The 24,755-nt window shown below is 59.3% G+C and carries 25 protein-coding genes; 11 read left to right on the top strand and 14 right to left on the bottom strand.

What is annotated here, in order from left to right:
* Positions 1-15 precede the first annotated feature (15 nt).
* From CKW23_RS21605 to CKW23_RS21550, 11 genes are all read right to left on the bottom strand, one after another.
* Positions 16-1,065 carry a phage baseplate assembly protein gene (locus CKW23_RS21605; RefSeq protein WP_025262092.1) on the bottom strand — a complete coding sequence of 350 codons (1,050 nt, stop codon included), beginning with the start codon at positions 1,063-1,065 and terminating at the stop codon, positions 16-18.
* Positions 1,066-1,069: 4 nt separating this feature from the next.
* Positions 1,070-2,428 carry a DNA circularization protein gene (locus CKW23_RS21600; protein WP_025262093.1) on the bottom strand — a complete coding sequence of 453 codons (1,359 nt, stop codon included), beginning with the start codon at positions 2,426-2,428 and terminating at the stop codon, positions 1,070-1,072.
* Complete coding sequence (locus CKW23_RS21595; RefSeq protein ID WP_025262094.1) at positions 2,412-4,577, bottom strand: phage tail tape measure protein; 2,166 nt, start codon at positions 4,575-4,577, stop codon at positions 2,412-2,414. The genes CKW23_RS21600 and CKW23_RS21595 overlap by 17 nt, the downstream gene beginning before the upstream one ends.
* A gap of 130 nt (positions 4,578-4,707) precedes the next feature.
* On the bottom strand, positions 4,708-5,004 hold the full coding sequence (locus CKW23_RS21590; protein ID WP_025262095.1) for a phage tail assembly protein: 297 nt from the start codon (positions 5,002-5,004) through the stop codon (positions 4,708-4,710).
* Entirely contained in the window at positions 5,001-5,348 is a 348-nt protein-coding gene (locus CKW23_RS21585; protein WP_025262096.1) for a phage tail tube protein, read from the bottom strand. Before CKW23_RS21585 ends, CKW23_RS21590 begins: the two co-directional genes overlap by 4 nt.
* A gap of 60 nt (positions 5,349-5,408) precedes the next feature.
* The gene (locus CKW23_RS21580; RefSeq protein ID WP_025262097.1) at positions 5,409-6,905 is read right to left on the bottom strand and encodes a phage tail sheath subtilisin-like domain-containing protein; all 1,497 of its coding nucleotides are present in this window, start codon (positions 6,903-6,905) and stop codon (positions 5,409-5,411) included.
* Positions 6,906-6,923: 18 nt separating this feature from the next.
* Positions 6,924-7,109: a DUF2635 domain-containing protein gene (locus CKW23_RS21575; RefSeq protein WP_095068307.1), complete on the bottom strand. Its 186-nt coding sequence runs from the start codon at positions 7,107-7,109 to the stop codon at positions 6,924-6,926.
* Positions 7,106-7,696: a hypothetical protein gene (locus CKW23_RS21570; RefSeq protein ID WP_095068306.1), complete on the bottom strand. Its 591-nt coding sequence runs from the start codon at positions 7,694-7,696 to the stop codon at positions 7,106-7,108. The genes CKW23_RS21575 and CKW23_RS21570 overlap by 4 nt, the downstream gene beginning before the upstream one ends.
* A 33-nt stretch (positions 7,697-7,729) precedes the next feature.
* Positions 7,730-8,068 (bottom strand): hypothetical protein, encoded by a 339-nt coding sequence (locus tag CKW23_RS21565; protein ID WP_025262100.1) that lies wholly within the window; start codon positions 8,066-8,068, stop codon positions 7,730-7,732.
* On the bottom strand, positions 8,049-8,438 hold the full coding sequence (locus CKW23_RS21560; RefSeq protein WP_025262101.1) for a hypothetical protein: 390 nt from the start codon (positions 8,436-8,438) through the stop codon (positions 8,049-8,051). The genes CKW23_RS21565 and CKW23_RS21560 overlap by 20 nt, the downstream gene beginning before the upstream one ends.
* Before the next feature lie 426 nt (positions 8,439-8,864).
* Positions 8,865-9,323, bottom strand: coding sequence for a hypothetical protein (locus CKW23_RS21550; protein WP_025262102.1), 459 nt, complete (start codon positions 9,321-9,323; stop codon positions 8,865-8,867).
* Positions 9,324-9,492: 169 nt separating this feature from the next.
* Here CKW23_RS21550 and CKW23_RS21545 point away from each other — a divergent pair, with 169 nt between their 5' ends.
* The 4 genes from CKW23_RS21545 (at position 9,493) to estP (ending at position 13,348) form a co-directional block, all read left to right on the top strand.
* A complete protein-coding gene (locus CKW23_RS21545; RefSeq protein ID WP_025262103.1) occupies positions 9,493-10,104 on the top strand; it encodes a LexA family transcriptional regulator in 612 nt (203 codons plus the stop codon).
* A 155-nt stretch (positions 10,105-10,259) separates the two neighbouring features.
* Positions 10,260-10,529, top strand: a complete 270-nt coding sequence (locus CKW23_RS21540; protein ID WP_025262104.1) for a DUF1654 domain-containing protein — start codon at positions 10,260-10,262, stop codon at positions 10,527-10,529.
* Positions 10,530-10,695: 166 nt separating this feature from the next.
* The gene (locus CKW23_RS21535; protein ID WP_025262105.1) at positions 10,696-10,938 is read left to right on the top strand and encodes a pyocin activator PrtN family protein; all 243 of its coding nucleotides are present in this window, start codon (positions 10,696-10,698) and stop codon (positions 10,936-10,938) included.
* Positions 10,939-11,419: 481 nt separating this feature from the next.
* Positions 11,420-13,348 carry an esterase EstP gene (gene estP, locus CKW23_RS21530; protein ID WP_025262106.1) on the top strand — a complete coding sequence of 643 codons (1,929 nt, stop codon included), beginning with the start codon at positions 11,420-11,422 and terminating at the stop codon, positions 13,346-13,348.
* Between the two features lie 43 nt (positions 13,349-13,391).
* Here the strand turns inward: estP and CKW23_RS21525 are convergent, their stop codons facing one another.
* Complete coding sequence (locus tag CKW23_RS21525; protein ID WP_025262107.1) at positions 13,392-14,669, bottom strand: acetyl-CoA C-acetyltransferase; 1,278 nt, start codon at positions 14,667-14,669, stop codon at positions 13,392-13,394.
* Between the two features lie 120 nt (positions 14,670-14,789).
* Here CKW23_RS21525 and CKW23_RS21520 point away from each other — a divergent pair, with 120 nt between their 5' ends.
* From CKW23_RS21520 to CKW23_RS21490, 7 genes are all read left to right on the top strand, one after another.
* The gene (locus CKW23_RS21520) at positions 14,790-16,145 is read left to right on the top strand and encodes a 3-oxoacyl-ACP reductase (protein WP_025262108.1); all 1,356 of its coding nucleotides are present in this window, start codon (positions 14,790-14,792) and stop codon (positions 16,143-16,145) included.
* 28 nt (positions 16,146-16,173) lie between these two features.
* A complete protein-coding gene (locus CKW23_RS21515) occupies positions 16,174-17,025 on the top strand; it encodes a MaoC family dehydratase (protein ID WP_025262109.1) in 852 nt (283 codons plus the stop codon).
* A gap of 71 nt (positions 17,026-17,096) precedes the next feature.
* Entirely contained in the window at positions 17,097-17,402 is a 306-nt protein-coding gene (locus CKW23_RS21510) for a MazG-like family protein (protein WP_025262110.1), read from the top strand.
* Positions 17,399-18,148 (top strand): methyltransferase domain-containing protein, encoded by a 750-nt coding sequence (locus tag CKW23_RS21505; RefSeq protein ID WP_095068305.1) that lies wholly within the window; start codon positions 17,399-17,401, stop codon positions 18,146-18,148. The genes CKW23_RS21510 and CKW23_RS21505 overlap by 4 nt, the downstream gene beginning before the upstream one ends.
* A gap of 18 nt (positions 18,149-18,166) precedes the next feature.
* Positions 18,167-18,793, top strand: coding sequence for a DUF4136 domain-containing protein (locus CKW23_RS21500; protein WP_025262112.1), 627 nt, complete (start codon positions 18,167-18,169; stop codon positions 18,791-18,793).
* A gap of 18 nt (positions 18,794-18,811) precedes the next feature.
* Complete coding sequence (locus CKW23_RS21495) at positions 18,812-19,375, top strand: DUF4136 domain-containing protein (RefSeq protein WP_025262113.1); 564 nt, start codon at positions 18,812-18,814, stop codon at positions 19,373-19,375.
* Between the two features lie 110 nt (positions 19,376-19,485).
* Positions 19,486-21,531: a TadG family pilus assembly protein gene (locus CKW23_RS21490; protein WP_025262114.1), complete on the top strand. Its 2,046-nt coding sequence runs from the start codon at positions 19,486-19,488 to the stop codon at positions 21,529-21,531.
* On the opposite strand, the gene CKW23_RS21485 is transcribed toward CKW23_RS21490, so the two are convergent.
* Positions 21,528-24,296, bottom strand: a complete 2,769-nt coding sequence (locus CKW23_RS21485; protein ID WP_025262115.1) for an ATP-binding protein — start codon at positions 24,294-24,296, stop codon at positions 21,528-21,530. The two genes, CKW23_RS21490 and CKW23_RS21485, sit on opposite strands and share 4 nt — an antisense overlap.
* Positions 24,286-24,741: a TadE/TadG family type IV pilus assembly protein gene (locus CKW23_RS21480; RefSeq protein WP_025262116.1), complete on the bottom strand. Its 456-nt coding sequence runs from the start codon at positions 24,739-24,741 to the stop codon at positions 24,286-24,288. Before CKW23_RS21480 ends, CKW23_RS21485 begins: the two co-directional genes overlap by 11 nt.
* Between the last annotated feature and the right edge of the window lie 14 nt (positions 24,742-24,755).

Here is a 24,755-nt window from a genome sequence, read left to right as displayed (position 1 = left end):
TAGCGTTGCCGCTCTCTACTTTTTGCCAGTCTTGTGCGGGTCGTCGGGTTCGGCGTCGAACATTTCAGGAGGGCCGACCACAAGGGTCGTCAGCGTTCCTTTCTCGTCGAGGCTGTACGTGATTTGCGAGATCAACATGTCCTGATCGAACCCGATCACCCGATCCACGACTCGCACCAGCGTGTTGTGACGCCAGAGATCGCCATTGGTCTGCCGCCATCCTTGCACCTTGTAGGTCGTGACCTGCGCCTTGCCCATGCGATTGCTGCGCTCCCAGTTCGCGCGGCTCTGGGCAAGCTCGGGAGTCACAGGTGACGACTCATGGATGACCAGGACGCGCTTGCGATTGGCCCTGTCATCGAGAGCCTGCGCCGACACTTCGCTGGCTTGCTTGCCATACGTCTTGTCATTGCCTGCCCGTTGTCCGATCACCCGGTACTCGGAAAAAGTGCCGGAGAAATCGAGAGGCGCCGACGCAGAAAGGATGTTCTGCCCCAGCTCCAGCCGATCCACTGCCCGTCCCTTACTGCCAGGCCTGGCCAGCACCAGACGCCCCTGCTCATCGTCGGTAGAGAAAATGCGAAACTTCGTCAGGATCCGGTCAATGGACTTGAACACCGTTTCAGCAGGTTCAATGGTGTGGTCGGAAATCTTGCCGGTTTCAGCGATTTCACTCACCACGCCCACCTCGTAAGGAGCAACAAGCGCCTGAATGATGCTGAGCGCCCCTTGGCCCTTCCACTGACCGGGTTTGTTGATCACCGTGCAATCGACAAGATCGGCCGTCAGAGAGCGCCCGGAAATACTCAGGGTGATCGTCTTGTCGTCATAGCTGATGGGTGTCGCAAAAACCCAGCCCGTCAGGATCAGATCCCCCCCGATACGAACCTCGCATTTGTCGCCTTGCCCGATAGGCCGGGTGATGTTCTGTCCAGGCCACTGCCAGGTAATGCCCATCGTGAAACTGCGGGCCTGACGCTCGATGCCGGCAGAGATCGAAATGGTTTTCCAGCCACCGTAATCCATACCACCCACCGACAAGGTGACCGTATTTTCCTTCTCCATGGGGTTACTCCTGCGCGACTTTCAGAGTGCCTGGCGGCAGGAAGCCTGGATGCTGGACACGGTTACGCTGCACAACCTCGGTCAGGCGGGTAGCATCGCCGAAGCGGCGATAAGCCAGCACCAGCGCAGGCAGCGGCTCGGCCACCTTGATGTCGACCAGTCGTACCCCGGAAGCAGCCACCGCGTTCAGATGACGGATCAAGGCCTGGCGCAATGTGTTGAGCGCCAGGTAATGCTCAGGGTCCGCTTTCAGCGAGGCTTCCCAGATGGCCGAACTGAGGGTGTCCCGCAACTCGATCACATCATCGGCAACAGGCACCTGCGCACGATCGACCGGCATTACCACTTGATGCTCCAGTGACGGCGTGGCAATGATCGGTACCGCAGCAGTGGCAACCGGCATGCTCGCCACAACCCTGGCAACCTTGACCAGCAAAGCATCCTGAACCAGATTGGCAGTTGCCTGGGCCGTGGAGCCGGTATCAAGACCGCCGCCCTGATTGACCAGATTGATACTGGCAATGGACTCGGCCTGCTGCGTGGCATCGGAAATCGTCGCCCTGTAATTGACGGACGAACCGTTGCTGCTCGCGCTCCCGCTGGTAGCTGTTCCGGCATTTGTGCCAGTGCCTGAACCTGACCCTGTGCTCGCATTGAAGCTTGCACTTGAGCCGGCACGGCTACTGTTGCCGCTACTGCTGTCCCCATCAAAGCTGGCAAAGAAACTGGAGAACATTGTGCTCAACGTCAGGGGCGCATTGACCAGCGAATGAACCAGGCTGGTCACATCCGAGTAGATCGTCATGAAGGGGGTAAACTGCCGCTGAATCACGGCAAAGATTCCCGACAACGTACTGCGCAGCGCCTGGATATTGATGCGCACTGCGTCCACCACAGACATGACCGCCTTGTAACGCTTGAGCGCCGAAGCCAGCAACCCGTCTGATGCCTGCACGAGCTGTCGCCGGGTATTGACCGTTGAAGTCGGAAAGCGCAGCGGCTGATCCGGATAAAACTTCAACGACAGTCTGACGACGCCGCCTTCAGTCCGGTTGTGCTTCAGGATGCAACCGCCAACCTGCACCTGCATGCGTCCAAGCCACGGGTGGACAAGCTCACCCGCCCCATTGACTTCAAGAGCTTCCAGCAATCTGTCACGACGCTCGAAACAGTCATCGCCAACCAGGAAGGCCTCCATCGTATAGATTTGGGATTCCTTGCCCAGCGACTCGAAATAAGGCTCGTCGCGTTGTGGAAACTCGTGAAGCTGACCTTTACGACCGACCGGAACAGAATCCGTATCGACAAAGAAACCAATACCCCGGAAAGAAGCGGGCATCAGCCTGTCACGCCATGTAGTCATATCCTGCGCCTCCGATTGTTCGGTAGCCAACGCTTGGCGAGATCGTCAAGCCTGGCTGATTGGTCCTCACCTCTTCCGGGCGCATGCCCGCCGGTGCATTGTCAAAACGGATGTTGAGCTCACCTTCAAGACGCCGATTAGCAGCTGCTCCTTGCAGAAGCAGGCTGCCGGGTTCAGGCAGCCCTGGAGGAGCCAGCAGTTGGCTGGTCGATGGCACGCCCGTCGCAGCGTTGAGACGTTGTTGATTCAGCTGACTGGTGTCGACGGCATCTGCCATCAGCAACGCGCCAGTACCGCCACCAGGCCCGGCATTGCGAAGCCTTTGTGCTTCGGCAAACTCATTGAGTTTTTTGCTAGTGCCTTTGAGAATCCCTTCCTCCCCAAAGCCGAAAAAGCTCAATACCGAGTCGATGCCCGACCGCACATCCGTCCACAGATCCGTGAACCAGCTTCTGATCGGCTCCCAATGCTTGATGATGATCCCCAGGGGTGACCACTCGAACATGGTTTTCAGCACATCGCCGATGACAAGCGCTGCGGCCTTGATCCCATCCCACAGGCCGCCGTAAAACTCGCTGACCGGTTGCCAGTTCACTGCAATCAACCTCAACGGCGACCAGTCGAACAGGGTTTTCAGAAAATCCAGAACCGGCGTGGATAACGCCACAATCACGCCCCAGAGCGCTGAAAAAACATCGGCCAATGGCTGCCAGTTGGCCACGATCATGCCCAGTGGCGTCCAGTCGAACGCAGCCTTGAGCCAGTCCCAGGCCACACTGGCCGCTCCTTTGATCGACTCCCAGACGGCCGCAAAAAACGGTGCGACGGAAGACCAGTTGGCAATAAGCGCGCCCGCAGCCAGAGCAATAGCGCGCACAGCGATTCCCACCGGCGACAAGCCGATCACCATGCTGAACAGTCGAGCTGCATTGGTCGCGGCCAGCACGGCCACTTGCAACACGCCAAAGCCAATCGCAGCGCCTACAACGCCTTTGATGACCTCAGGGTGTTCGGCCGCCAATGCAGCGACCATGGAAATCATGGGACCGATGACGGCGATTGCATCGTTTATCGCAGGCAGGAAAATGCCGCCGATATTGGTGCCAAGCCGGTCCATACGGTTTTGCATCTGCTGAATGGCAACCGCCGTGGTGCGCGAGTTGTCGGCGAATTCCTGCTCGATCGAGCCCGCGGATTTAGCGCCCTCTGCAACCTTGCCAAAGTTGGCCTTCAGATCATCGAGGTTCTTCAACAACGGCGTTATGGCGCCCAGTGATTCGGCACCGAACAACTGCGAAACCACATCGTTCTGCTTGGCTGGATCCACCTGGGACAAGGTGCTCAAAACCTTCTCGATAGTCCCGGAAGGGTCCGTCTGCATGCCCTTGCTCAGTTGATCGAGATCAAGCTGCAAGTCCTTGAAAGCACCGGCTTTCGCTGGCCCGCCTTCGGTCAGGGTTTTCATGAGGCTCTTGACGCCCTTGGTCGCCACATCAGCCGGCACATCCATGCCCGCCAACGTGGCACCCATGGCCGCGACTTCACCACTGGCCTTCCCTGCCACAGCACCCAACGGCGCCATCGCAGTGACCATGGTTGCAATCTCTTTCTCCAGATCATTACCGCCCAGGGTATTGATCTGCTCGGCAAGCTTTTGGACTTCAGGCTGCGAGAGGCTAAGCGAAGATCGCCACTTGCCCATCATCTCGCCCGACTCAGCACCCGTCTGGCCAAAGGCAACGCCCATCTTCACGGCGTCTTCGGCAAAGCCTTTCAACTCGGCACGCGGCACGCTGGCCTTGGCGCCTGTTGCCACGATTGCCGCAATTCCATTGGCGGTTTCCGGGAGCCGTTCGCTCATGTCCAGAATATCGGTGCCCATTTGCTGGAATTGCTGCGGTGTCTCGAAAGCCACGACCTTTTTCACATTGGCCATGGATGTTTCAAAACCGATTGCTGCCTTTACTCCGGCAATCAAGGGGCCCGTCAGGGCATTCCCCTCGATCACGCCTGCAATGTTGATGTTCCCCAAACCGGACCCTTCGAGCCCGGTTTTGAAAGCGTCAACATTCTTGCGCATGTTAGCCAGAGTAGGAGACAGCTCATCGACGCCTTTAAAAAGCGCTTCAAGCCTGGATGGATTTGCCATCACTCCCCCTGCAGGATCTGATTGATACGCTGCGACTGCAAAATCGACTCGGTGATGATGTCCAGTTCCCTGGACATCATCAGTTCGGGATCAACTTTCCAGAAGTACGCGAGGTCGTAGACGACGGCTATCAGGCCTTGGAGGTCCCTGATGCCGCTGCCATGAAAAAACTCGCGACCTTCCAGCTCAGCTTGTTGATATCGGAAAGGTCCAGTTGATCGACCGAGGACGGAGGAATGCCTGCGCAGACCGCGATGTACTTCGCAGCAACGTCAAGGTCGAGCGACACGTCTTCGTGCTTGTCGATCTTGTAAGGCAGCGCCTTGATCGCTCGTGCTTCCTGCGCCGTAGGACGACGGAAAGTCAGTTGCGAAAGGGATTCCCCGTGAGCCTCGACCGGGCTCGCCAGTACGATGACTTCACTCATTGCCAGCTCCCCTGGTTACCGTCGAACTTCAGCTCGATGGTGCCTTCCTCGCCCTTGCTGCCCGGCTCATCGACCAGGTACGCACCCGACAGGACGTAGACCTTGCCGTTCTTGAATTCACAGGTGATGGTCATGTCCACACCGGTGGTGAGCGCTTTCAAGGGAAAGTCCGGGGTGTGCAGCGCAGTGAGTTTCAACCACGGCGCCTTGTCGGTTTCCTTGAAATAACCCGGCAAGACGGTCTCGCGCTTGATGTTCATCAGCGGGGCTTCAACACCGCCGCTGATGGTCAATTGAGTGCCGTCGACCTTGATGTAGCAAGTACCAGCTACTTTCTGACCCATGTTTTATATCTCCAGAATGAAAAAACCCGCACAAGGCGGGTTTGAATGTTGAGGTTGAATTTAAGCCGCAGCGTCGTACTGCAGGCGGAACTGATTGAGCAGGGCGAACACACGCAGACCGTTGATGTAGTCCGGTGGGAACATCACGTTGATACGGCTCGGGTCCTGGCTGTCGCGTTCGACGATCAGATACTCTGCGAACAGTTCTGCGTTTTCCACATGGCCTTCTTCTTCAAGCCTGGCGTACTGAGCGATCAGCTCACCACGAATGGTGACTGGCGTGACGATCGGCTGGCCGGCACCGAAACGGGTACCGTCGTTGGCCAGTTTGTGGCGGCCATACTTGCTGGTGATCACGCTTTGCAGACGGCGAATGATGAACGCCGACTGGTGCAGGGTTTCGCTGTCCAGGTACGAGTTGTCCGCCTGACCGTAGGCGTTCTTCTGGTACGTGGTGATCGAACGCTGAATGCGCACGTAACCGCCTTCGTAGTAAGCGGTAGCGATACCGTAACGCAGCAGCGACTCGCGCTCAGTGAGCGTGAAGCGGGCACTGGCAGGCGCCGGGTCCAGGCCAGGCAGGGTGCCGGTCTGGGTCGGACGACTGGCGTCGGCCGAGATGAACACGGCAGTACGCGCAGCCAGCGCTGCAGCCTGCACCCACACCGGCTGTGGCACACCGATTTCGACACCCTGGATCGTGACATGCTGATCGTTACGCAGCTGACCTGCGGCGACCAGCGTACCGACCGTACCGCGCTTGGCGCTGTAGACGTGGCCATAGAGTTGCTTGGCCCAGCTCCAGCGACCGGTGCTGTCATCCATTGCTGCCTTCCAGGCATCCAGCGTGTTGGTATCGGTCCATGGCACGCACAGGAACTCGAAAGGCTCATCGCCCAGCGCGGCCAGTGCAGCCACCTGATCGGGAGTGCCGACACCGCCGGTCAGGGCAGTGGCAACAACGGCCAGACCGGCTGGAGTCACCTCGCCATTGGTTTTACCCAGGCGATTGAATTCCAGCTGGATGTCGTTACCGCTCTCACCTGTCCATTTGACGGACAGGGTCACAACACCCGCCTCGACCTCGGCCTTGATCGGCAGGTCCGGCGTAGCATTGATCTTTACCGACAACGCCGTGGCCGCCTGGGCAGCGGTCGCGCCATTGACGACGCTAGCCTGCACCCGTACGCCACCGACGTACAGGTTCAGCAGACCGGATTCGGTGACAGTGCCTGTAAACGTGAGGGTGGCGCTGGCCTTGGAGCCGACCGTGTTGAGCAGCGGCAGGCACCAGACTTCACCGGTCGGATCGGCCTTGCGCCAGGTTTCGTACATCGAGGCCAGCATGGAACCCTGGCCGCCGATGTTCTTGGCCAGCGATACACTGGGCACCAGTACCAGCGAACCGATTTCAGGACCGGTTGCATCGTCGTTGACCTGGGCAACGATCAGACGGCGCATGCTGGCCGATGCGCTGTTGGCGGCAGAATTGTCCATTTCCGCATAGAACAGCGGAACACGAACATCGGATGGAATGTTATTGAAACTGATAGCCATTGTTTGGCTTCCTCTTGATTACGCCGTGACGGCCTTGATGGTTGGGGATTGCTCGGTTGCAGTGGTGACATCGCCGTCGTTGTAGCGGCGCTGCCACCATGCGTTGAATCGGACTTCACGACCTTCGGCCGGCAACAGGTCGCCAGCCTCCGGATCAGGTACAACCCGGCCAGCGACCGGGATCACAGTGATGCGTTGAGTCATGGTGTTACGTCTCCTGAGAACTTCATTTCGATACGTCCATCGGGGCCGGGAGATTTCAGATTCGGATCTGCCGGATCGATACAGTCCATGTCGAAAGTCGCGCCGGTGAAACCCGGCAGACCATCCAGAAAAGCCTCGTGCCAGGTTTCGGCAGGCTGATCGGATGTATTGCGGCCCAGTTGAAACTGCGCCGAGAAACCAAAGCGCCACGCCACTTGCGAGGCATTGACCTGCAACAGCCCGCCGCCCGTGTACTCCAGCGGCTCGTAGTCGCTGCCGGCGCTCCAGCCCACCAGCGCACGCCATATCTCGGCGCGAATGGCATGCAGTTGCTCGCTTGCGTCCTGGCCGCGTTCATCACTGCCAGAGAGCACGACCACCACATCAATCCGGTCGGTGATGTTCTGGCGGATCGCGTTATTCAGGTCGTTGGCCGTCGCCGCATCGCCCGTGGCAATCACGTAGGCCGAGGGGGAAGCGAGCGCAGTGCTGTTCATGACAGCGTTCCAGTAAATGCCGGCGCTGATTCGTCCGGCAAAGGTCGGGCATGTCGCCTGCAGATGAGCAACAATCGGGGTTATCTTCATGAGTGAATCCAGAGGTGTCGGAGATCGATAGGGTTACTGTCTGGCCTTGCTCAGGGCAGCATCGGCCTTGTCAGCCGCACGGCTTGCTGTGTTCGCCGCCTCGGTCGCCGCTGAGGCGGCGCTTTCGGCCTTGTCTACCGCCTGAGTTGCGCTCTCTGCCAGCCTGACAAGACTGATATCGCGCTTACCCATGGCAGCGTCGTATGCCTGGCGTATCTCGGCCAGTTGCTTGGTGTGCTCGAAACTGGCCGACCATTGCCCGGCCTGAAAGCCCAGTGTCAGGCTCCCAGCCGCCAGCAGAGCAGCGATCACCCAGATCTCCACCCGACGCCACCAGTGGCGGGCGATAAAGTTAATTGCGCATCTGTCCATCCGTGGAGCCTCCTAATTGAGAACGCAGCCGGGCAATTTCGGCACTTTGCGTTGTCACCTTGTCAGTGAGCTGGGCAATCTGGCTGGTAAGGACTTCAACCTTGCCCTCCATCCGGCCCACCGCAGCGGCCAGCTCGTTACGCTCCCTGGCAAACTGGTCAGCTCGGGCTTCAGCTTCCTTGCGAGCCTCACGCTCGGAATCGAGCAATTCATTCAGACGCCGGACGGTGCCGATATCGGCGTTGTCCATTGCCCGGTCGGCGGCGTCTCTGGAAAGAAACTTGCGCAGCCATAAAAAACCACCAAGCAGGATGGTGCCGGTCCCGCCCAGCCAGGTAGCTGTGCCTGGGCCTAGGTCAGTAGGGTCCATCGGTACTCCGGGAATAAAAAAGGCCGCACGAGGCGGCCAGAAGGAACAAGAAAAGAAGCTGGCGGTATGTTGATTTGAAGTGTGTCCCGAGTCGTTGTCCCCAGACGCAAATCGCATATCGTGGTGCCTTTGTACCCCCCTTCGGAAAGGCTGGAAAGGGCCTTTTCGGGGGTGGGTCGAGTTCGACCAGACTTCAACCGGAGTTCAACCACGCTTCGACAATTGGCCCGGATAAACGGTATTTCTTCGCGAAAAAATCCAGGCAGATGAATGGAGGCAATTTCAGGGAAGCGATGGCGAGGGGGGAATTGAAAGAAGCAAGGGAGCAGCGTCCCTCTATAAAAAACGGCCCAGGAAGGGCCGTGAAGAGTTTGTTCGTTCGCCAGTACACGAAACGGCTCTGGCGGACATGATCAAAGCAAAAACTCAACCCGCCTTGCGGCCTGCCCCCTCGGATGCCTGAGCTTTATCTCTTGAGCCACGATTTGCGCTACGGGTCGCCAGGATCAACAAAACCTGCCGGTGCAGTTTTTCCACCCAGTTTCGATAGGTCCTGTCAGCACCTTCATTGATACCAAGCAAACGCATCTGCTCACGGGCAGGCAGCAGATCGACGTAACGGTATTGCGCCAGTTTCGCCAACTCGGGACCTCTGCCTTTGGCCGAACCACGGGACAGTTCCGCCACAGCGGCCTCGACTTCACTGCCGATGTAATCCATGCCGCTGCCATTACCGATCAAGGCTCTGGAGCCCGGCGTACGCCTGGGGATATAAGCGCCCCACTCCATGATGCCGGCCATCGGGCTGCTCAACCCGCCGCCCAGGCCCAGACGCATCCGTTGCTCTCCCCAATTGGCCATCACGGCCTCGACTTCATCAATCATTCTCTTTCCTCGCTGAAAGCAACTCATTAAGCGAATTGTTTATTTTGCGAGTAAAATACATTTTGTATTGAAAATCCAGAAAAACCACTACAATGTGTCGATTGTCGAACCCCATACAGGCTGTAGTATTTCGCGCATGAATAAATGGTATGAAATCGCCAGAAAGGCCATGGAGAACCTGAACATCAGCCAGGAAGACATGGCTGAGCGAATGGGTGTGACTCCAGGTGCCGTAGGGCATTGGCTGAACGGAAAGCGTGAACCGAAGATAGATGTGATCAACCGGTTTTTGAGCGAGCTGGGGCTACCCATTCTTGCAACGTCGCTCCCTTCCCATGAGCAGGGGCAACAGAACGTTGCGCCTACCGTTCAACCCTCGCGCTTTTATCGGTACCCGGTGATCAGTTGGGTAGAGGCCGGCGGCTGGAACGAAGCTGTCGAGCCCTACCCGGCCGGCTATTCGGATACCTTTGAACTCACCGACTATAAGGCCAAAGGCCAGGCCTTCTGGCTGATGGTGCGCGGCGATTCCATGACCGCTACGGCAGGTCAGAGCATTCCGGAAGGCATGCTGATCCTGGTCGACACCGGGCTCGAGCCAACCCCCGGAAAGCTGGTGATTGCCAAGCTGCCCGAGAGTAACGAGGCCACATTCAAGAAGCTGGTCGAGGATGCCGGTCGCTATTTCCTCAAACCCCTCAACCCAGCCTATCCAACGATCCCCATCACGGAAGACTGCAAGTTGATCGGCGTCATCAGACAGATGACGATGCGGCTCTAGCTCAAGCCTTCCAGATCAAAGCCCCGAATTTTCGGGGCTTTTTTATTTCCGCCATTCGAGCCCTTCCTTCTTATTGCAAGCCGGACACATTTCACTGTTGCGTAGGAAAAAGACCTGAATTACTGTATGCACATACAGTAAAAAGGAATTAAAGCATGCCTGCCTGGACACCTGATATGTCGCAACACGATGCTTATCTGGCGTTGGTCCAACGTATTCAAGCACTCATCAGCAGCCCCCAGGCTCAGATCGAGCACCAGATTCGCCTGCACAGGGAACCCGGTGAGTCGCGCCTGCACTGGGAGCAGATCGCCGAGCAACTCATGGAAGCCGAAGGCGTCACCGTCACCCGCGACAGTGCAAACGACACCCTCCATCTCGCCTGGTATGTGGAATACGAAGACGATAGCCAATACAGATCGTAGATTAAAAATACAAAACGTATTGCTCAAACACAATACATATCGTATTGTTGCCTCACGTCTCTCATCGCAGATGACCGAGCCATCCAGGCAACACTTGAAGACCCGATGGCCCGTGGGAAAGAGACGAAACATGACTCAGACTTTTACCCACAGGGAGTAATCGACCATGACCAACACACTGGATCTGCTTCGCAAAGAATTTGCCACCCCATGCCCAACCTTGAGCGCAGTCAGGGAGCGGTATTTCTCGCACATCTCGAACGACCGCAATCTGCTGCGCAAGATCAACGCCGGGCGTATCGCCTTGAAAGTCAACCGCACCGGCGGCACACGTCAGGGCCATCCCTTCGTGTACCTGCACGAGCTGGCCGCCTATCTGGATGCAATCGCACACGAACAGGCAGCGTGATGCGAATGGAAATGCCAGCAAGCCGGGTTTGGTGATAAAGCCAAACCCGCTGCGATTTGGAGTGACGGTGCATCTGTATATACAGATATCAGGCAGCTCTATAGTCATGTCACACCTTCGCAATTCATGCTTTCAATATCCGCTTTCCCACACCAGAGTCGTGGAAGCGTGGGAGTACTGAACAGCACTTCCAAACCTCCAAGGTGTTGCAGGGTTATGGATAATTTCTCGGAAAAATCTGTACGTACGCCACCAGCCTTCCCTGTACATAAAGCATCACCGGGCCGCTCACAGACGCGGCCTCAAGCACATCATCTGCGTGAGCCGCAGCGATGTGATTTCTGTAAACCTTCGGAAACACCCCCTTCAAGATTTTCAATCCGTTCCAGCACCACTGGGCGGTAAGTCCTTTCAGTTCTGGAAGTGGCGAGGATGCTTGCTAGGGTCCCTACAGTGACAAAACAATAAAAAGGGCTTTTCCATGACCGGAATATCACTGCGCATGCCCCTGGCGGCATGTTTATTCACCCTGGCCTGCACTTCGACATTTGCAGCCCCCATGCCTTACTCCACAATGGTCGTGTTTGGCGACAGCCTGGCCGATGCCGGACAGTTTCCGGATGTGGATGGGCCACCCGGCGCAACGTTGCGTTTCACCAACCGGGTCGGGCCGACCTATCAGGATGGCAGCGGTGAGATCATCGGGCTGAACTCCTCGACGATACTGGGTACGCTGCTCAACATCCCTGGCCGTGACCTGAATGCCTCCACGTCTGCAGTAAATGCTGCACTGGGTATACCGGACGGCAATAACTGGGCGGTGGGCGGCGACCGGACGGACCAGATCTTCGACGCCATCACTTCCGAGTCCAGTGTGGTCGATCCCGATAGCGGCACCGTGCTGCGAACCCGGACCGGCTATCTGCCGGGCATCAATTTTCAAGCGGACCCGAATGCGCTGTATTACCTGACGGGTGGCGGCAATGACTTCCTGCAAGGCCGGGTGCTGAGCAGCAGTGATGCAGCGGATGCCGCCGACAATCTGGCCGACAGCGTCCAGGCCCTGCAACAGGCAGGAGCACGCTACATCATGGTCTGGCTGCTGCCCGACATCGGCCAGACGCCCGCCCTGAGTGGCACCATCCTGCAACCGATCACCTCGGCCCTCAGCGCCGACTTCAACGAACAACTGATCAGTCGCCTGCAGCAGATCGATGCCCAGATCATCCCGCTCAACGTACCGCTGTTTATCAGTGAAACTCTGGCCAACCCGGCACGCTTCGGCTTCGCAGCGGATCAGGATCTGGTGGGCACCTGCTTCAACGGCGCAGGCTGCGATGAAAACAGCACTTACGGGCTGGACAGCGCCACGCCTGACCCGGACCGGCTGTTCTTCAATGATCGCGTGCATCCCACCACCGCAGCCCAGCGCCTGCTGGCCGACTATGCCTACTCGCTGCTGGCCGCTCCATGGGAAATCACGCTGCTGCCGGAAATGGCCCTCGGCACCTTGCGCACCCAGCAGGATGAACTTCGTTCCCAGTGGCTCGGCGATCTGGGCAATTGGCAGGGCGTTGGCCAGTGGCGCAGCATCCTTGCCGCAGGCGGGCAGAAGATCGACTTCGATGCTCAAGACACATCAGCCCAGGCGGATGGCCGTGGCTATAACCTGACGGTCGGCGGCAGCTACCGGTTCGCTGAAAACTGGCGGGCCGGGGTGGTTGGCGGGGCGTATCGGCAAAGTCTGGAAGCTGGCGCGCAAGACTCGCAATACCGGCTCAACAGCTACATTGCTACAGCCTTTGTGCAGTATCAGGCCAACCACTGGTGGGGCGATCTGTCCGCATCCGGCGGGCATCTGGATTACGACAAGGCCGAGCGCAAGTTCGCGCTGGGCGCTGGTGAGGGGCAGGAAAAGGGTGATACCGATGGCAAGCTATGGGCCGCAAGCGCACGACTCGGTTTTGATATTGCGGGATCGGCGAGCCGCTGGCACCTGTCACCTTTTGTCAGCGCTGATTATGCGCACATCGACGTAGATGGCTACTCGGAGCAGAGCAGCCGTTCGACAGCACTGACCTTCAGCGATCAGACCCGCAAATCCCGGCGCGCGGGCGTGGGGTTGCAGACCGCGTTCGAGCTGACTTCCTCGACCCGGATATGGGGCGAGATCGCTCATGAACGGGAATTTGAAAAAGACCGGCAGAACGTGACCATGGCACTCAACAGCGTGCCCGGTCTTGATTTCACCCTTGAAGGCTACACGCCACAACGCAACCTGAACCGCGCCACCCTTGGCGTGAGCCAGCAACTGAGTCGCGACCTGAGCCTACGCGCAGGCTACAACTGGCGCAAGAATGATGACACGACTCAACAAGGCGTCAGCGTGGCACTGAGCCTCGACTTCTGAGACGTGCCCCATCGCGAGCAGAACGCTCGCGATGGGGCCTGTGTCAGCGCTCCAGTATCGCGGTAACGCCCTGCCCGCCTGCGGCGCAGATCGAGATCAGGCCACGGCCTTGCCCGGCAACCGCCAGCAACTTGGCCAGGTTGGCAACGATCCGGCCGCCCGTTGCCGCAAAGGGGTGACCGGCCGCCAGTGAACTGCCCTTGATATTGAGCTTGTTACGATCAATGGAACCCAGAGGTGCCTCAAGCCCCAGACGAGTCTTGCAGTATTCGGAGTCTTCCCAGGCCTTGAGCGTACACAGCACCTGGGCCGCGAAAGCTTCGTGGATCTCGTAATAGTCGAAATCCTGCAACGTCAAACCGTTGCGCGCCAGCAGGCGCGGCACGGCATAGGCCGGGGCCATCAGCAGACCTTCTTCGCCATTGACGAAGTTGACGGCGGCCGTCTCACCGTCACGCAAGTACGCCAGCACGGGCAAGCCGCTCTCCCTGGCCCATTCCTCACTGGCCAGCAGCACCAGCGAAGCGCCATCGGTCAGCGGCGTAGAGTTACCGGCTGTCAAAGTGCCCTTGGCACTGCGCTCGAATGCAGATTTGAGACTCGCCAGTTTTTCCAGAGTCAGATCAGGGCGAAGATTGTTGTCGCGGGTCAGGCCCAGATAAGGCGTCACCAGATCGTTCTGCCAGCCCTCTGCATAAGCGGCTGCCATTTTAAGATGACTCTCCAGCGCCAGTTGATCCTGAGCCTCGCGCTCGATCCCCCAGTGCTGCGCCATCAGTTCGCAATGCTGGCCCATGGACAAACCTGTGCGCGGTTCACCGTTACGAGGCAGCTCCGGCTTGAGATGTTGGGGCCTCAATTTCAGGAGGGCCTTGAGCTTGTCGGCGCCGGTCTTGCTGCGATTGATCTGCAACAGAATATTGCGTAATTCTTCATTGACGCCAATTGGCGCATCGGAGGTCGTATCTACACCGCCCGCAATGCCGCACTCGATCTGCCCCAGGGCAATCTTGTTGGCCACTAGCAGGGTCGCCTCAAGGCCGGTGCCGCAGGCCTGCTGCAAATCGTAAGCAGGTGTTTGCGCCGACAGGCGCGAGCCCAGCACGCATTCACGGGTCAGGTTGAAATCTCGGGAGTGCTTGAGCACTGCACCGGCAACCACTTCGCCCAGACGCAGGCCATGCAGGTTGAAGCGCTCGATCAAGCCCTCCAGCGCGGCCGTCAGCATGTCCTGGTTACTCGCAGTGGCATAAGCGCCACTGGAACGGGCAAATGGAATCCGGTTGCCACCGATGATGGCGACACGACGTAGCTGCGTCATGAAAAACTCCCTTTTCTTCAAGCGTTGTCTGGGCAGGTGATGAACAGCGTGCTGAAACAAGAACAAATCTCGCTTCAGTGTGGTCCATGTCTTTGAACCCCGATTCAAGGAGAGTGTTCCATGTCGTCAGATCGCTACATCAATTTCGCCAATTCCGACGTGGGTCGGCGCTTGGTGAAAGCCGTAGGTCTTCCGAACCCGACGCACCTGGAGCGCTGGCAAGCCGGACGCTTGCGGCCTGTAGAGGGAACGCTGCTGATCAGCGCCGGGCCACTGGCGGATCACATCAGACTGTTCGCACAACGCCTGACCGACTCGCTCTACAGCTTTGGCAGCGATATCCCCGGCGCAACAGCCTGGGCCGCCGAACAAGGCCCGAAACTCAAGGCCGTGGTATTTGACGCCAGCGTGCTCGTACACGCCGAACAGCTCAAACAGTTACGGGATTTCTTTCAGCCGCTGCTGCGCAATCTGGATCAATGCGCCCATGTGGTGATCCTCGGGCGTGCCCCCGCGACACGTGAAGACCCTCTGGCAGCCAGCACCCAGCAGGCCGTTGAAGGCTTCAGCCGTTCGCTGGCCAAGGAAATGCGCAACGGCAGCACCGTTCAACTGTTACAGGTCGACGAAGGGGCTGAAGACCAACTGGAAGGCGCGCTGCGCTTTTTCCTGTCCCCCAAGAGCGCATTCATCTCGGGACAGGTCATCCATCTGAGCCCGAACACCGCACAAGTTCAGGACTGGAGCCGCCCCTTGGCCGGGCGCAGGGCGGTAGTCACGGGTGCCGCACGCGGAATAGGCGCCGCGATTGCCGAAGCCCTTACCCGCGATGGCGCCGATGTCGTGCTGCTGGATGTGCCGCAAGCTCGGGCAGACCTGGAAGCCCTGGCTGCAAGGCTCGGCGGGCAAGCGCTGGCGCTGGATATCTGCAGCCCGGATGCCGCCGCCCAGTTGCAGGAACACCTGCAAGGTGGCCTCGACATTCTGGTGCATAACGCCGGTATCACCCGCGACAAGACCCTGGCCAACATGTCGGCGGATTTCTGGGACTCGGTAGTGGCGGTCAACCTCGAAGCCCCGCAGGTACTGACTCAGGCATTGCTGGATAACGGCACCCTGAACGACAACGCACGGGTGGTATTGATGTCCTCTACCAGCGGACTGGCCGGCAATCGCGGACAAACCAATTACAGCGCCAGCAAGGCTGGCCTGATCGGTTTTGCCCGGGCCATGGCTCCGTCGCTCAGGCAGCGCGGTATCAGCATCAATGCCGTAGCACCCGGTTTTATCGAAACACGTATGACCGCTGAAATGCCTTTCACCTTGCGTGAAGCAGGTCGACGCATGAGTTCTCTTGGCCAGGGCGGCTTGCCGCAGGACGTCGCCGAAGCCGTTGCCTGGCTGAGCCAGCCGGGTAGCGGCGCTGTGACCGGCCAGGTCTTGCGTGTCTGCGGCCAAAGTGTGATCGGGGCCTGAGCCCGCATTCGTTAAAAGGAGATGGATAATGACTGCTCACTGGCGCTACCTGGACTCCCTGCAAACTCTGCCCAACCTGTTCATGCAGGCAGCACTGAAACGCAAGGTAACCGGGACCCAACTGCCTGATCTTGGCCTGCGCAGCTGGATGTCGGTGGACGCCGACAAGCTGGCAGCCTATCGAAGTGTCTGCGGCTTCAAGGATGACAGCCTCCTGCCACCCACTTACCCGCATATCCTCGCCTTTCCGTTACAGATGCAGTTGATGACCTCCCGGGAGTTCCCGTTCCCGTTACTGGGCCTGATTCACATTGCCAACCGCATCCGGATTCATCGCCCTCTGGGCGGTATCAGCCAGCTATATATCAGCGTCCAGGCCAACAACCTGCAACCTCACGCCAAAGGCGCGACATTCAGCCTGCTCACTCAGGTCGAAGACGGCCTGGGACTGCTCTGGGAAGAAGAAAGCACCATGCTCTGCAAGGGCGTGAAACTGGAAGGCGAGATCAGCGGCGATTTCGAGCCTGCTCCCATGGCAATGAGCGAACTGGCACGCTGGCACGCTTCATCACTTATCGGCAGGCAATACGCCAAGGTGTCCGGCGATTACAACCCGATTCACCTGAGTGCGCCCAGCGCCAGGCTGTTCGGTTTCCCCAGAGCCATCGCCCATGGCATGTGGCTCAAAGCCCAGACACTGGCAACCCTGGACGACCATTTGCCCGCGTCGAACGTTGAGGTTAGCGTGCAGTTCCAGAAACCGGTCCGCCTGCCCAGCAATGTAGTACTGTCAGCCAGCGCAGCCGGTTCCCATGGTCAACTTCAGGTCGAGGGCGAACAAGGCATCGTACACATGATCGGAAGCTGGCAACCGCTGTAGGTGAATTCATTCGCGAATGACTTGCCTGAAGCCCGGTTCCCCCTGAAGCTATGCGCCTTCAGGAGAACACCATGAACATCGACGAGTTGACCCGGCGTCTGCACCGCATTCGCGATCAGAACGACTGGAAACAGTTTCACAGCCCCAAGAACCTGGCCATGGCCGCCAGCGTGGAGATGGCCGAGCTGGTGGAAATCTTCCAGTGGCTGCGCGAAGACCAGTCTCGCGAACTGCCACCGGAGCAACTGGCCCATGCTGGTCAGGAAGTCGGCGATATCGTGCTGTATCTGCTGCTTCTGTGCAGCGAGCTCGGGCTGGACATGGAAGAAGTCGTGCGCAGCAAGCTGGCCGACAGCGAGCGGAGATTCGCCAAGTGAGTGATCGTCATTTTGACCAGTTGGCCACCCGTTTTGCGGAAAAGATCTACGGTGGTGCCAAGGGCGCCATTCGCCTGGTCGTGCTGCAGGCGGACCTTGCAGAGGCGCTGCCTGAGCGTCCGTTGCGCGTGCTGGATATCGGCGCGGGGCTTGGGCACATGTCGCTATGGCTTGCAGAACGCGGTCATGAAGTCACCCTGGCCGAACCGGCAGAACCGATGCTCGAAGGCGCACGCCAACGCTTTGCCGAAGCCGGACAGAACGCAACCTTCATTCAGGCTCCCTGGCAGGAACTGCCCGGACAACTGACCGAACCTTATGACCTGGTTTTGTGCCATGCCGTGCTGGAATGGCTGGCCGAACCCCACGCCATCCTGCCGGTGCTGCATCGCTTGACCAAGGCCGATGGCTGGTTGTCGCTGGCGTTCTATAACCGGGACGCGCTGATTTATCGCAACTTGCTCAAGGGCCACTTCCGCAAGATGCGCAAAAATGACATGGCAGGCGAAAAACAGAGCCTGACGCCACAACAGCCCCTCGACCCTCGGGAACTGGCAACGCAACTTGAAGGCCTGTGGCAGGTCGAAACCCGCAGTGGCGTGCGAGTGTTCCACGATTACATGCCGGTCGAGTTCCAGGCGCGGGCCGAACTGCAGGACCTGCTGGAGATGGAGCTGGCCCATCGACGCCATCCGGGCTTTGCAGGTCTGGGTCGTTACCTGCACTGGATATGCCGTCCGGTCTGAAACCACGCGGAGATCATCATGAAACGCCGCCTCGCCCTGATCGCCATCTGCCTGAGCGTGAGTGCCTGCCAAAGCGACAACCCCTATGTCGCCAGCTCCACGCCTCTGCCGCCTGCCCCGCCGCAAGCGGCAAACACTGTGGACATGAGCGCCTACCCGGCAGCGCCGCGAGATTACGCCCGCTATCGAAACTGGGCCTGGCTGGACGGTCATCTGCCAGCGGGAACGGCGTGGATGGATTCGGCACAGATCGCGGATGCGGTCAGCAATGGCCTGGATCAGCGCGGGCTGCGCCCCAACCGCAATGGCCAGCCGGCAGACGTCTACGTCAGCGCCTCGATTCGCCAGGAAACCCGGTTGCGGCAGGTGCGTGAAGACTATTCCGACCCATACTATGGCGGCGGTATGGGTTATGGCCGCTACAACGGTTATCGTAATGGCTATGGCGGTTACGCCAGCGTCCCGGTGGTGCGCACCTATCAGGTAAAAGTGATGGTGGTGCAGATCAACATGCTCGATGCCCGCACCGGCCAGCCGGTATGGAGCGCCAGCGCAGACACCGGCAGCGGTAACGATGAAGCGTCGCGCAGCAAAGCCTTGCGTCAGGCGGTGCAACAAGCCTTGACGGCGTATCCCCCTTCGTAACCTTTTCGGAGAACTGCCATGTTTCGCCGCCTAGCCTTGCTGTCACTGGCCTTGTTGCTCACCGCCTGCCAGACCAGTCAGATCAACCGTGACTTCGATGCCCAGCGGGATTTCGGCGGCTATCGCAGCTGGAGCTGGAAAGAGCCCGGCGTTCAATATCAGCCCGAAGACCCGCGCATCAAGAGCGACCTGACCGAACAGCGCATTCGCCAGTCGATTGGCGATCAACTGGACCAGCGCGGCCTGCGCCTGGCACCCAATGGAACCCGGGGCGACCTGCTTGTGCAGACCTGGCTGATTGTCGAAAACCGCCAGCAACTGGTCAGCACCAACAACAATGCCGGCTGGGGACCCTGGGGCAGCTATGGCTATTGGGGCGGTCCGTTCCCGACTGAAACCCGCAGCGTGGATTACAAGGTCACGACCTTGCAGATCGACCTGTTCGACGGCAAGGACGGCAAACTGGTCTGGCGCGGCAGCACCGAACGCATCCTGAGCGACAACGCAGCAAATCCGGCGGCCAGGGACACTGCCGTGCGCAATACAGTGGCCAGAATTCTGGAGCAGTATCCGCCTCGCTGAGCCGTTTTCGCGGATGAATCCGCTCCCACGCATCGGGCAGCCTGACCAGGCCTTGTCTACACTCCTTTGCACACAGGCGAGTAAGCGACGGCTTGGCCGAAGGAGTGCTGATGTCTCCCCTGAATCGTTATGCCGGGTTACCGGCACGGCAACGTGGTGCCATCAGCTTGCTTGCAGGGCTGACTCTGGCTTTTGCCCTGCTGTGCACGTTGCTGGTCATCGACAGTGGCAGGCTGTATCTGGAAAAGCGCTCGCTGCAACGTATAGCGGACATGGCCGCACTGGAAGCGGCAGGCCGTAAAGGCACCTGCAGCCCAGGAAGCAGTGCCTCCACATTCGCCAACCAGAGCGCAACCCGGAACAGTTTCGTGGCTGGCAACGGCAACCGCACGCTGACAATCAACTGCGGCACCCTGGCGCTTGATCTCGACAGCAAACGCACCTTTACTGCCGACGCCACCAAATCCGAGGCCATCAGGGTCGTCGCCACTCATGCCGTCCCCAGAAGCATCGCGGCGGGCATTGCTGCGATTTTCGACAAGACGCCGACTCCGCCGAACATTCAGCTCAGTGCCATAGCGGTCGCGGCAGGTACACCGCCACTGGCAGCCTTGACCATCCGCAGCGCCGCGATGACCATCGACAGCACCAAGGCCGCACTTCTCAACCCCGTGATCGGCAGCCTGCTGGGCGGAACCCTGAACCTCAGTGTCGCCAACTGGCAAGGCATCGCGAATACCGACCTGAGCATGCTCAGCTACCTGAACCGGCTCAAGACCGACCTGAACATCAATGCCATCGGCTACACCGACGTACTGAACAGCAATGTCGCGGTCAGCCAGTTGATCCAGACCGCGATCAATGTGCTGGACCCTGCCGGGACATTGAGCGCCACCGCCACCATCGCCGGGCTGAAAGCCTTGAAGGTCGCCGCTGGTGCGACCACTGTGTTGCTGGGGGATCTGCTGTCGGTACAAGGCAGTTCGGATATCGCGGCGCTCAATACCAACCTGCGTCTGCTCGACCTGGTGCAAGGCATTGCACAACTGGCCAATGACAAGAACGGTATTTCGTCTGCCGCACAGATCAACCTGGCCGGGCTGGCGCAAGTCACCACCAAGGTTCAGGTCATCGAGCCACCGCAACTTTCTGCGGTGGGCGACCCCAGCAAGATCGACCCGCTCAACCCCAAGACCGGCGCCAACAGACTTTATGTACGCACCGCGCAAATGCGCGCGCTGGTGTCGATCAACTTGCCGGTGCTCGGGGCAATTACCCCATTGGTCAACACGGCAACCTCGCTGGTCAGCAGCCTCACGCCGGTGCTCAACAGCGCCCTGAGCCTGAACCTCGCCGGGTTGCTGGGCTCGACCACCTGCGCCCTCGGCCTGACCAGTTGCATGGTCTCGGACATCAAGCTGCTGACTTCGAGCTCATCCTCAAGCGCCGGCCCCAGAATCGACCTGAGCATTTCACTGGCAAGCGCTGACACTTACGTCACCGGCTACACCTGCACAAGCAACACCAACAAGGCCCTGAACATTCATACCGATACGGCACTGATCAGCACCAAAATAGGCCTGATCGACACCGCAAGCGCCTTTCCAGCAAGCACCGACCCTTCCGCCATTACCGCACTTCCCATACCGGTAATCGATATCGGTACCCAGACCTGCCAGAAAATCCTGGGCTTGCTGGGTAGCTGCACCACACGGGTGCCCTTTGGCGGTGGAGGCGTAGGGATCAGTTTTGATCCGGTCAATCAGTCGCCACTGGGAGGAAGCTCGTCCTCCACCAACAGCACCTTCAGCTCACCCAACCTTCCAGAGGTCAGCAGCGCCCCCCACTTCCCCACGGACCCCGCCGCCGTGATTCTTCCCAGTACATTGCTCGATGGCGTCATTGCGGGCGCCAAAGTCAGCGTCTACAGGCCGTCGACCACCAGCCCCAATGGCCTGGGCAATGTGATCACCGGTGCTGCATCCCTGCTGGGAGCAATCACCACCAGCCTGGATGGAATTGTCGCCAGCACCCTCAGGCCATTGCTGACATCGGTGGTAGACCCGCTGATTGACGCGCTGGGCCTGACCCTGTCGCCCGCCGAGGTGGGCGGTAACCTCAGTTGTAATTTCGGTCAGGCCACGCTGGTCATTTAGGTGTGTTTGAAAATCGGCAATTCGATCTGGAACCTTGCCCCCTCATCGACATTGCTGACACTCAGTTGCCCGCCCATCTGATCGACAATGCCGTAGCTGACGGATAACCCCAGACCGGTGCCGACGCCCACCGGCTTGGTGGTGAAGAACGGCTCGAAAATACGCTCCAGCAAACGTGGATCGATACCGCCGCCGTTGTCCTGAACCGAGAGGCGAATGATGTTTTCGTCCTCTTCCACGCCAAGACCGATCCAGGGCTCGAAGTCGCGGTCCTTTTCCCGACGCGAGAGCAAGGCGTCCCGGGCGTTGACCATCAGGTTGATCAGCACTTGCTCCAGTTGGTCCACATGCCCGCGCACCTGCACGGTGGCGCACATTTCTCCGATGCGGATCTGCACGCCCTTGCCCTTCATGCCCTCAGAGAGCATCGAGATCGTGCCTTCCACGGCCTGAATCGGATTGAACAGTTGCTCTTCGATCTCGGAACGGCGTCCAAATACCCGCATATGATCCACCACACGGGCTGCGCGCTGAACCTGGGTGTCAATACGATTGAGCTTTTCGGTGAGGTAGTCGATATCGATATCGCCCTTGCCCAGACGCTTGAGCACGTTGACCACCGCCATGCGCATGACATTGAGCGGCTGGTTGATCTCGTGGGCCAGACCGGTCGCCATCTCGCCCAGTGTCGCCATTTTCGCGCTCTGGTTCAGTTGCATCCGCGAGCGGCGCACATCGGTGTTATCGCGCCCGACCGCCTGAATCTCGATCAGCTTGCCGTCCTCGTCGAACACGCCCCGGTCGGCCCATACCCACCAGGCATATTCACGGCCGGGCAGCTCGATGCAGATTTCCTCTGTGCTCATGGGCGCTTCAGGCGTCAGCAGGCCAATACGCTTCTTGAACGCCTCGCGCTGCTCGTCTGAAAGCCAGTCGCCCAGATTGATACCCGTCAATTGCTCCGGCGTGCACTCCATATAATTGGCCAGTGGACGGTTGCCGAAACTGAGCACCAGATCCGGTGTGTAACGGCAGATCATCGCGGGCGAGTCTTCCACCAGAATCCGGTAGCGCTCTTCGCTCTTGCGAACCTGTTCGGCCGCCAGAGTGGCGTCGGTCACGTCCAGCCACAGCCCGACGGCTTCCACCGGTATTCCGAGGTCATCACGCAGCAACCGCGCCTCATCCAGCAGCCAGTGATAATCGCCCTTCTTGTCCCGCAGCCGGTAACGACGGCTGACAAAGCCTTCGCGCAGCAACTGCCGGCTGCGATCGAACCAGATGTCCTGATCGTCGTGATGGATATACCCGGCCAGTTGCCCGTCGACGCAATCGGCCAGCGTCCAGCCCAGCAAAGGCGTGAGGCTGTCGCTGAAGAAACTCGGTTCCAGGTTGCCCTGATCATAGCGCTGGACGTAGATCACCGCTGGCGAACTGGCAATCAGGTTACCCAGCCGCGCATGGGCTGCAGCCGCTTCGGTTTCCTGGTTCTTGATATCGCTCACGTCGAGCATGAAACCCAGTACCCGCTGCACCTGACCGCTGATCAAGGCCTGGCCCTGAATGCGGAACCAGATATTTTCCTGTGCGGGATCCGCTTGCAGCAGGCGCACACACAGCAGCATAGGCGTGCCTTTGTCACGCAACAGGACAAGGCGCGTGGACAGCTCCTGCCGGTCGGCCGGGTGAATCATCGCCAGCCAGTCCTGGCGTGGCAAACGATCGACCCTGTCGCTCAGGCGCAGGCTGCGCGCCAGTTGCGGGGCCAGCAGGATCTCGTCGCTGTCGGGCAACAACTCCCACCAGCCGGTGCCCAGCAAATCCTGAAGCACCGCCAGCCGCTCGACATGATGGCGGTTATGCTGCTCCGACAAGCGGAACAGCACCGGGCCGGCCAGCGCCGAGCACAGGTTCAGCCACTCCCGCTCGCCCAGGTCCGGCGCCTGCTGCTGTGCATTGTAGAAACCGAACATCAGCCAGGCCTTGGCCACCCGATCACGGCTGTGAGGCATGACAAAACCGTCGGCATTGCCGAAGGCGCTTTGCAGTTGCGCAAACCCCGTACCGGGTCCAAACGCCAGTTGATGGCTGATGTTGGCATCCAGCCTGTCCAGCTCTACTCCCAGCCGCTGACCGACCTGCCACAACTCCGGCGCGGTATGGGCGTGGTACTGGGCATAGACTCGCCAGCCGACGCCATTGATCTCCGGCAGCGCCAAAGCCACGCAGGGGATGTGCCAGAGCTGAGCCAGTTCCTCCAGTTGCTCGGTCACCACCGCGGCCAGTCGCTCCAGGGTGCAGACCCGTATCTTTTCGGCGATCTGCCCGGCCAGGCGCAGGCATTGCTGACGAATGCGGGCGGCGCTGGCCTCCTCCATCAGGTCGCTGATATCCAGCAACTGCAATAACCAGCCCTTGCCATGAGCCTGAACCCAGCCACGGGCATGCAGGGTATGGGCATCGGCACTCTTGAAATCCAGATCCAGCATGTGCCCTACCCATTCGGACGGCACACCTTCGATCACCAGGGCGCTGTTGGGCAGCAGCAGATTCATCAAGCGCTGCATCACCACATGCTGGGCCGAGACTCCCAGACGCGAGAGCAGGTGCTGGCTGACGCTCTGCACACGCCCTTCGTCATCAAGCAGCAGATAGAGGTCGGCGCCAATCGGTTCGGGTTCGACTGTCGCTGGCACAGGTTGCGGGGCCGTCGGCGCATCGGAACGCCCCAACCAACGACTCAAACGGGTTTTATCAAGGGACAAGTTGCAGACTCGCTCGAGCAGAAAGGTTGGTCGGCAGGTTCGGTACTTCGCCGATTCCTGGCAGGGTCAACACCGGAAGAATTCTGGTCAGTTTGCTCTTGGGATAGTGAATACTCACCGTCAGGACGCCCGCTGTGTAACTCACCGTCATGTCGGAGGCAGTGAAGTTCAGCCCGGCAGGCATCCAGGCCAGTTGGCTGGTCAGGACGGTACGAGCCTGGGTAACCAGCAAGGTGTCGTAATTGGCAATGGTCGGGCTCAACGCCACACTGCGGCGCACCGCTTCACTGGCAGCAGCATTGAAAGACTGCACCATCAGCAAGGGCAGGCTATAGCTCACCACGCCATAGAACACAGCGAAGAACACAACGAACACCACCGCGAACTCGATTGCAGCGGCGCCCTTCTGTTTTCGCCGGGAGAATTTACGAAAGGCTGTTGGCATGTCGACGTCCATTC

It is taken from the genome of Pseudomonas sp. Irchel 3A18 (assembly GCF_900187465.1).
GTDB lineage: Bacteria > Pseudomonadota > Gammaproteobacteria > Pseudomonadales > Pseudomonadaceae > Aquipseudomonas > Aquipseudomonas cichorii.
The sequence above is the reverse complement of the archived record's forward strand: the minus strand, read 5'-3'. Positions and strand labels throughout refer to the sequence as shown.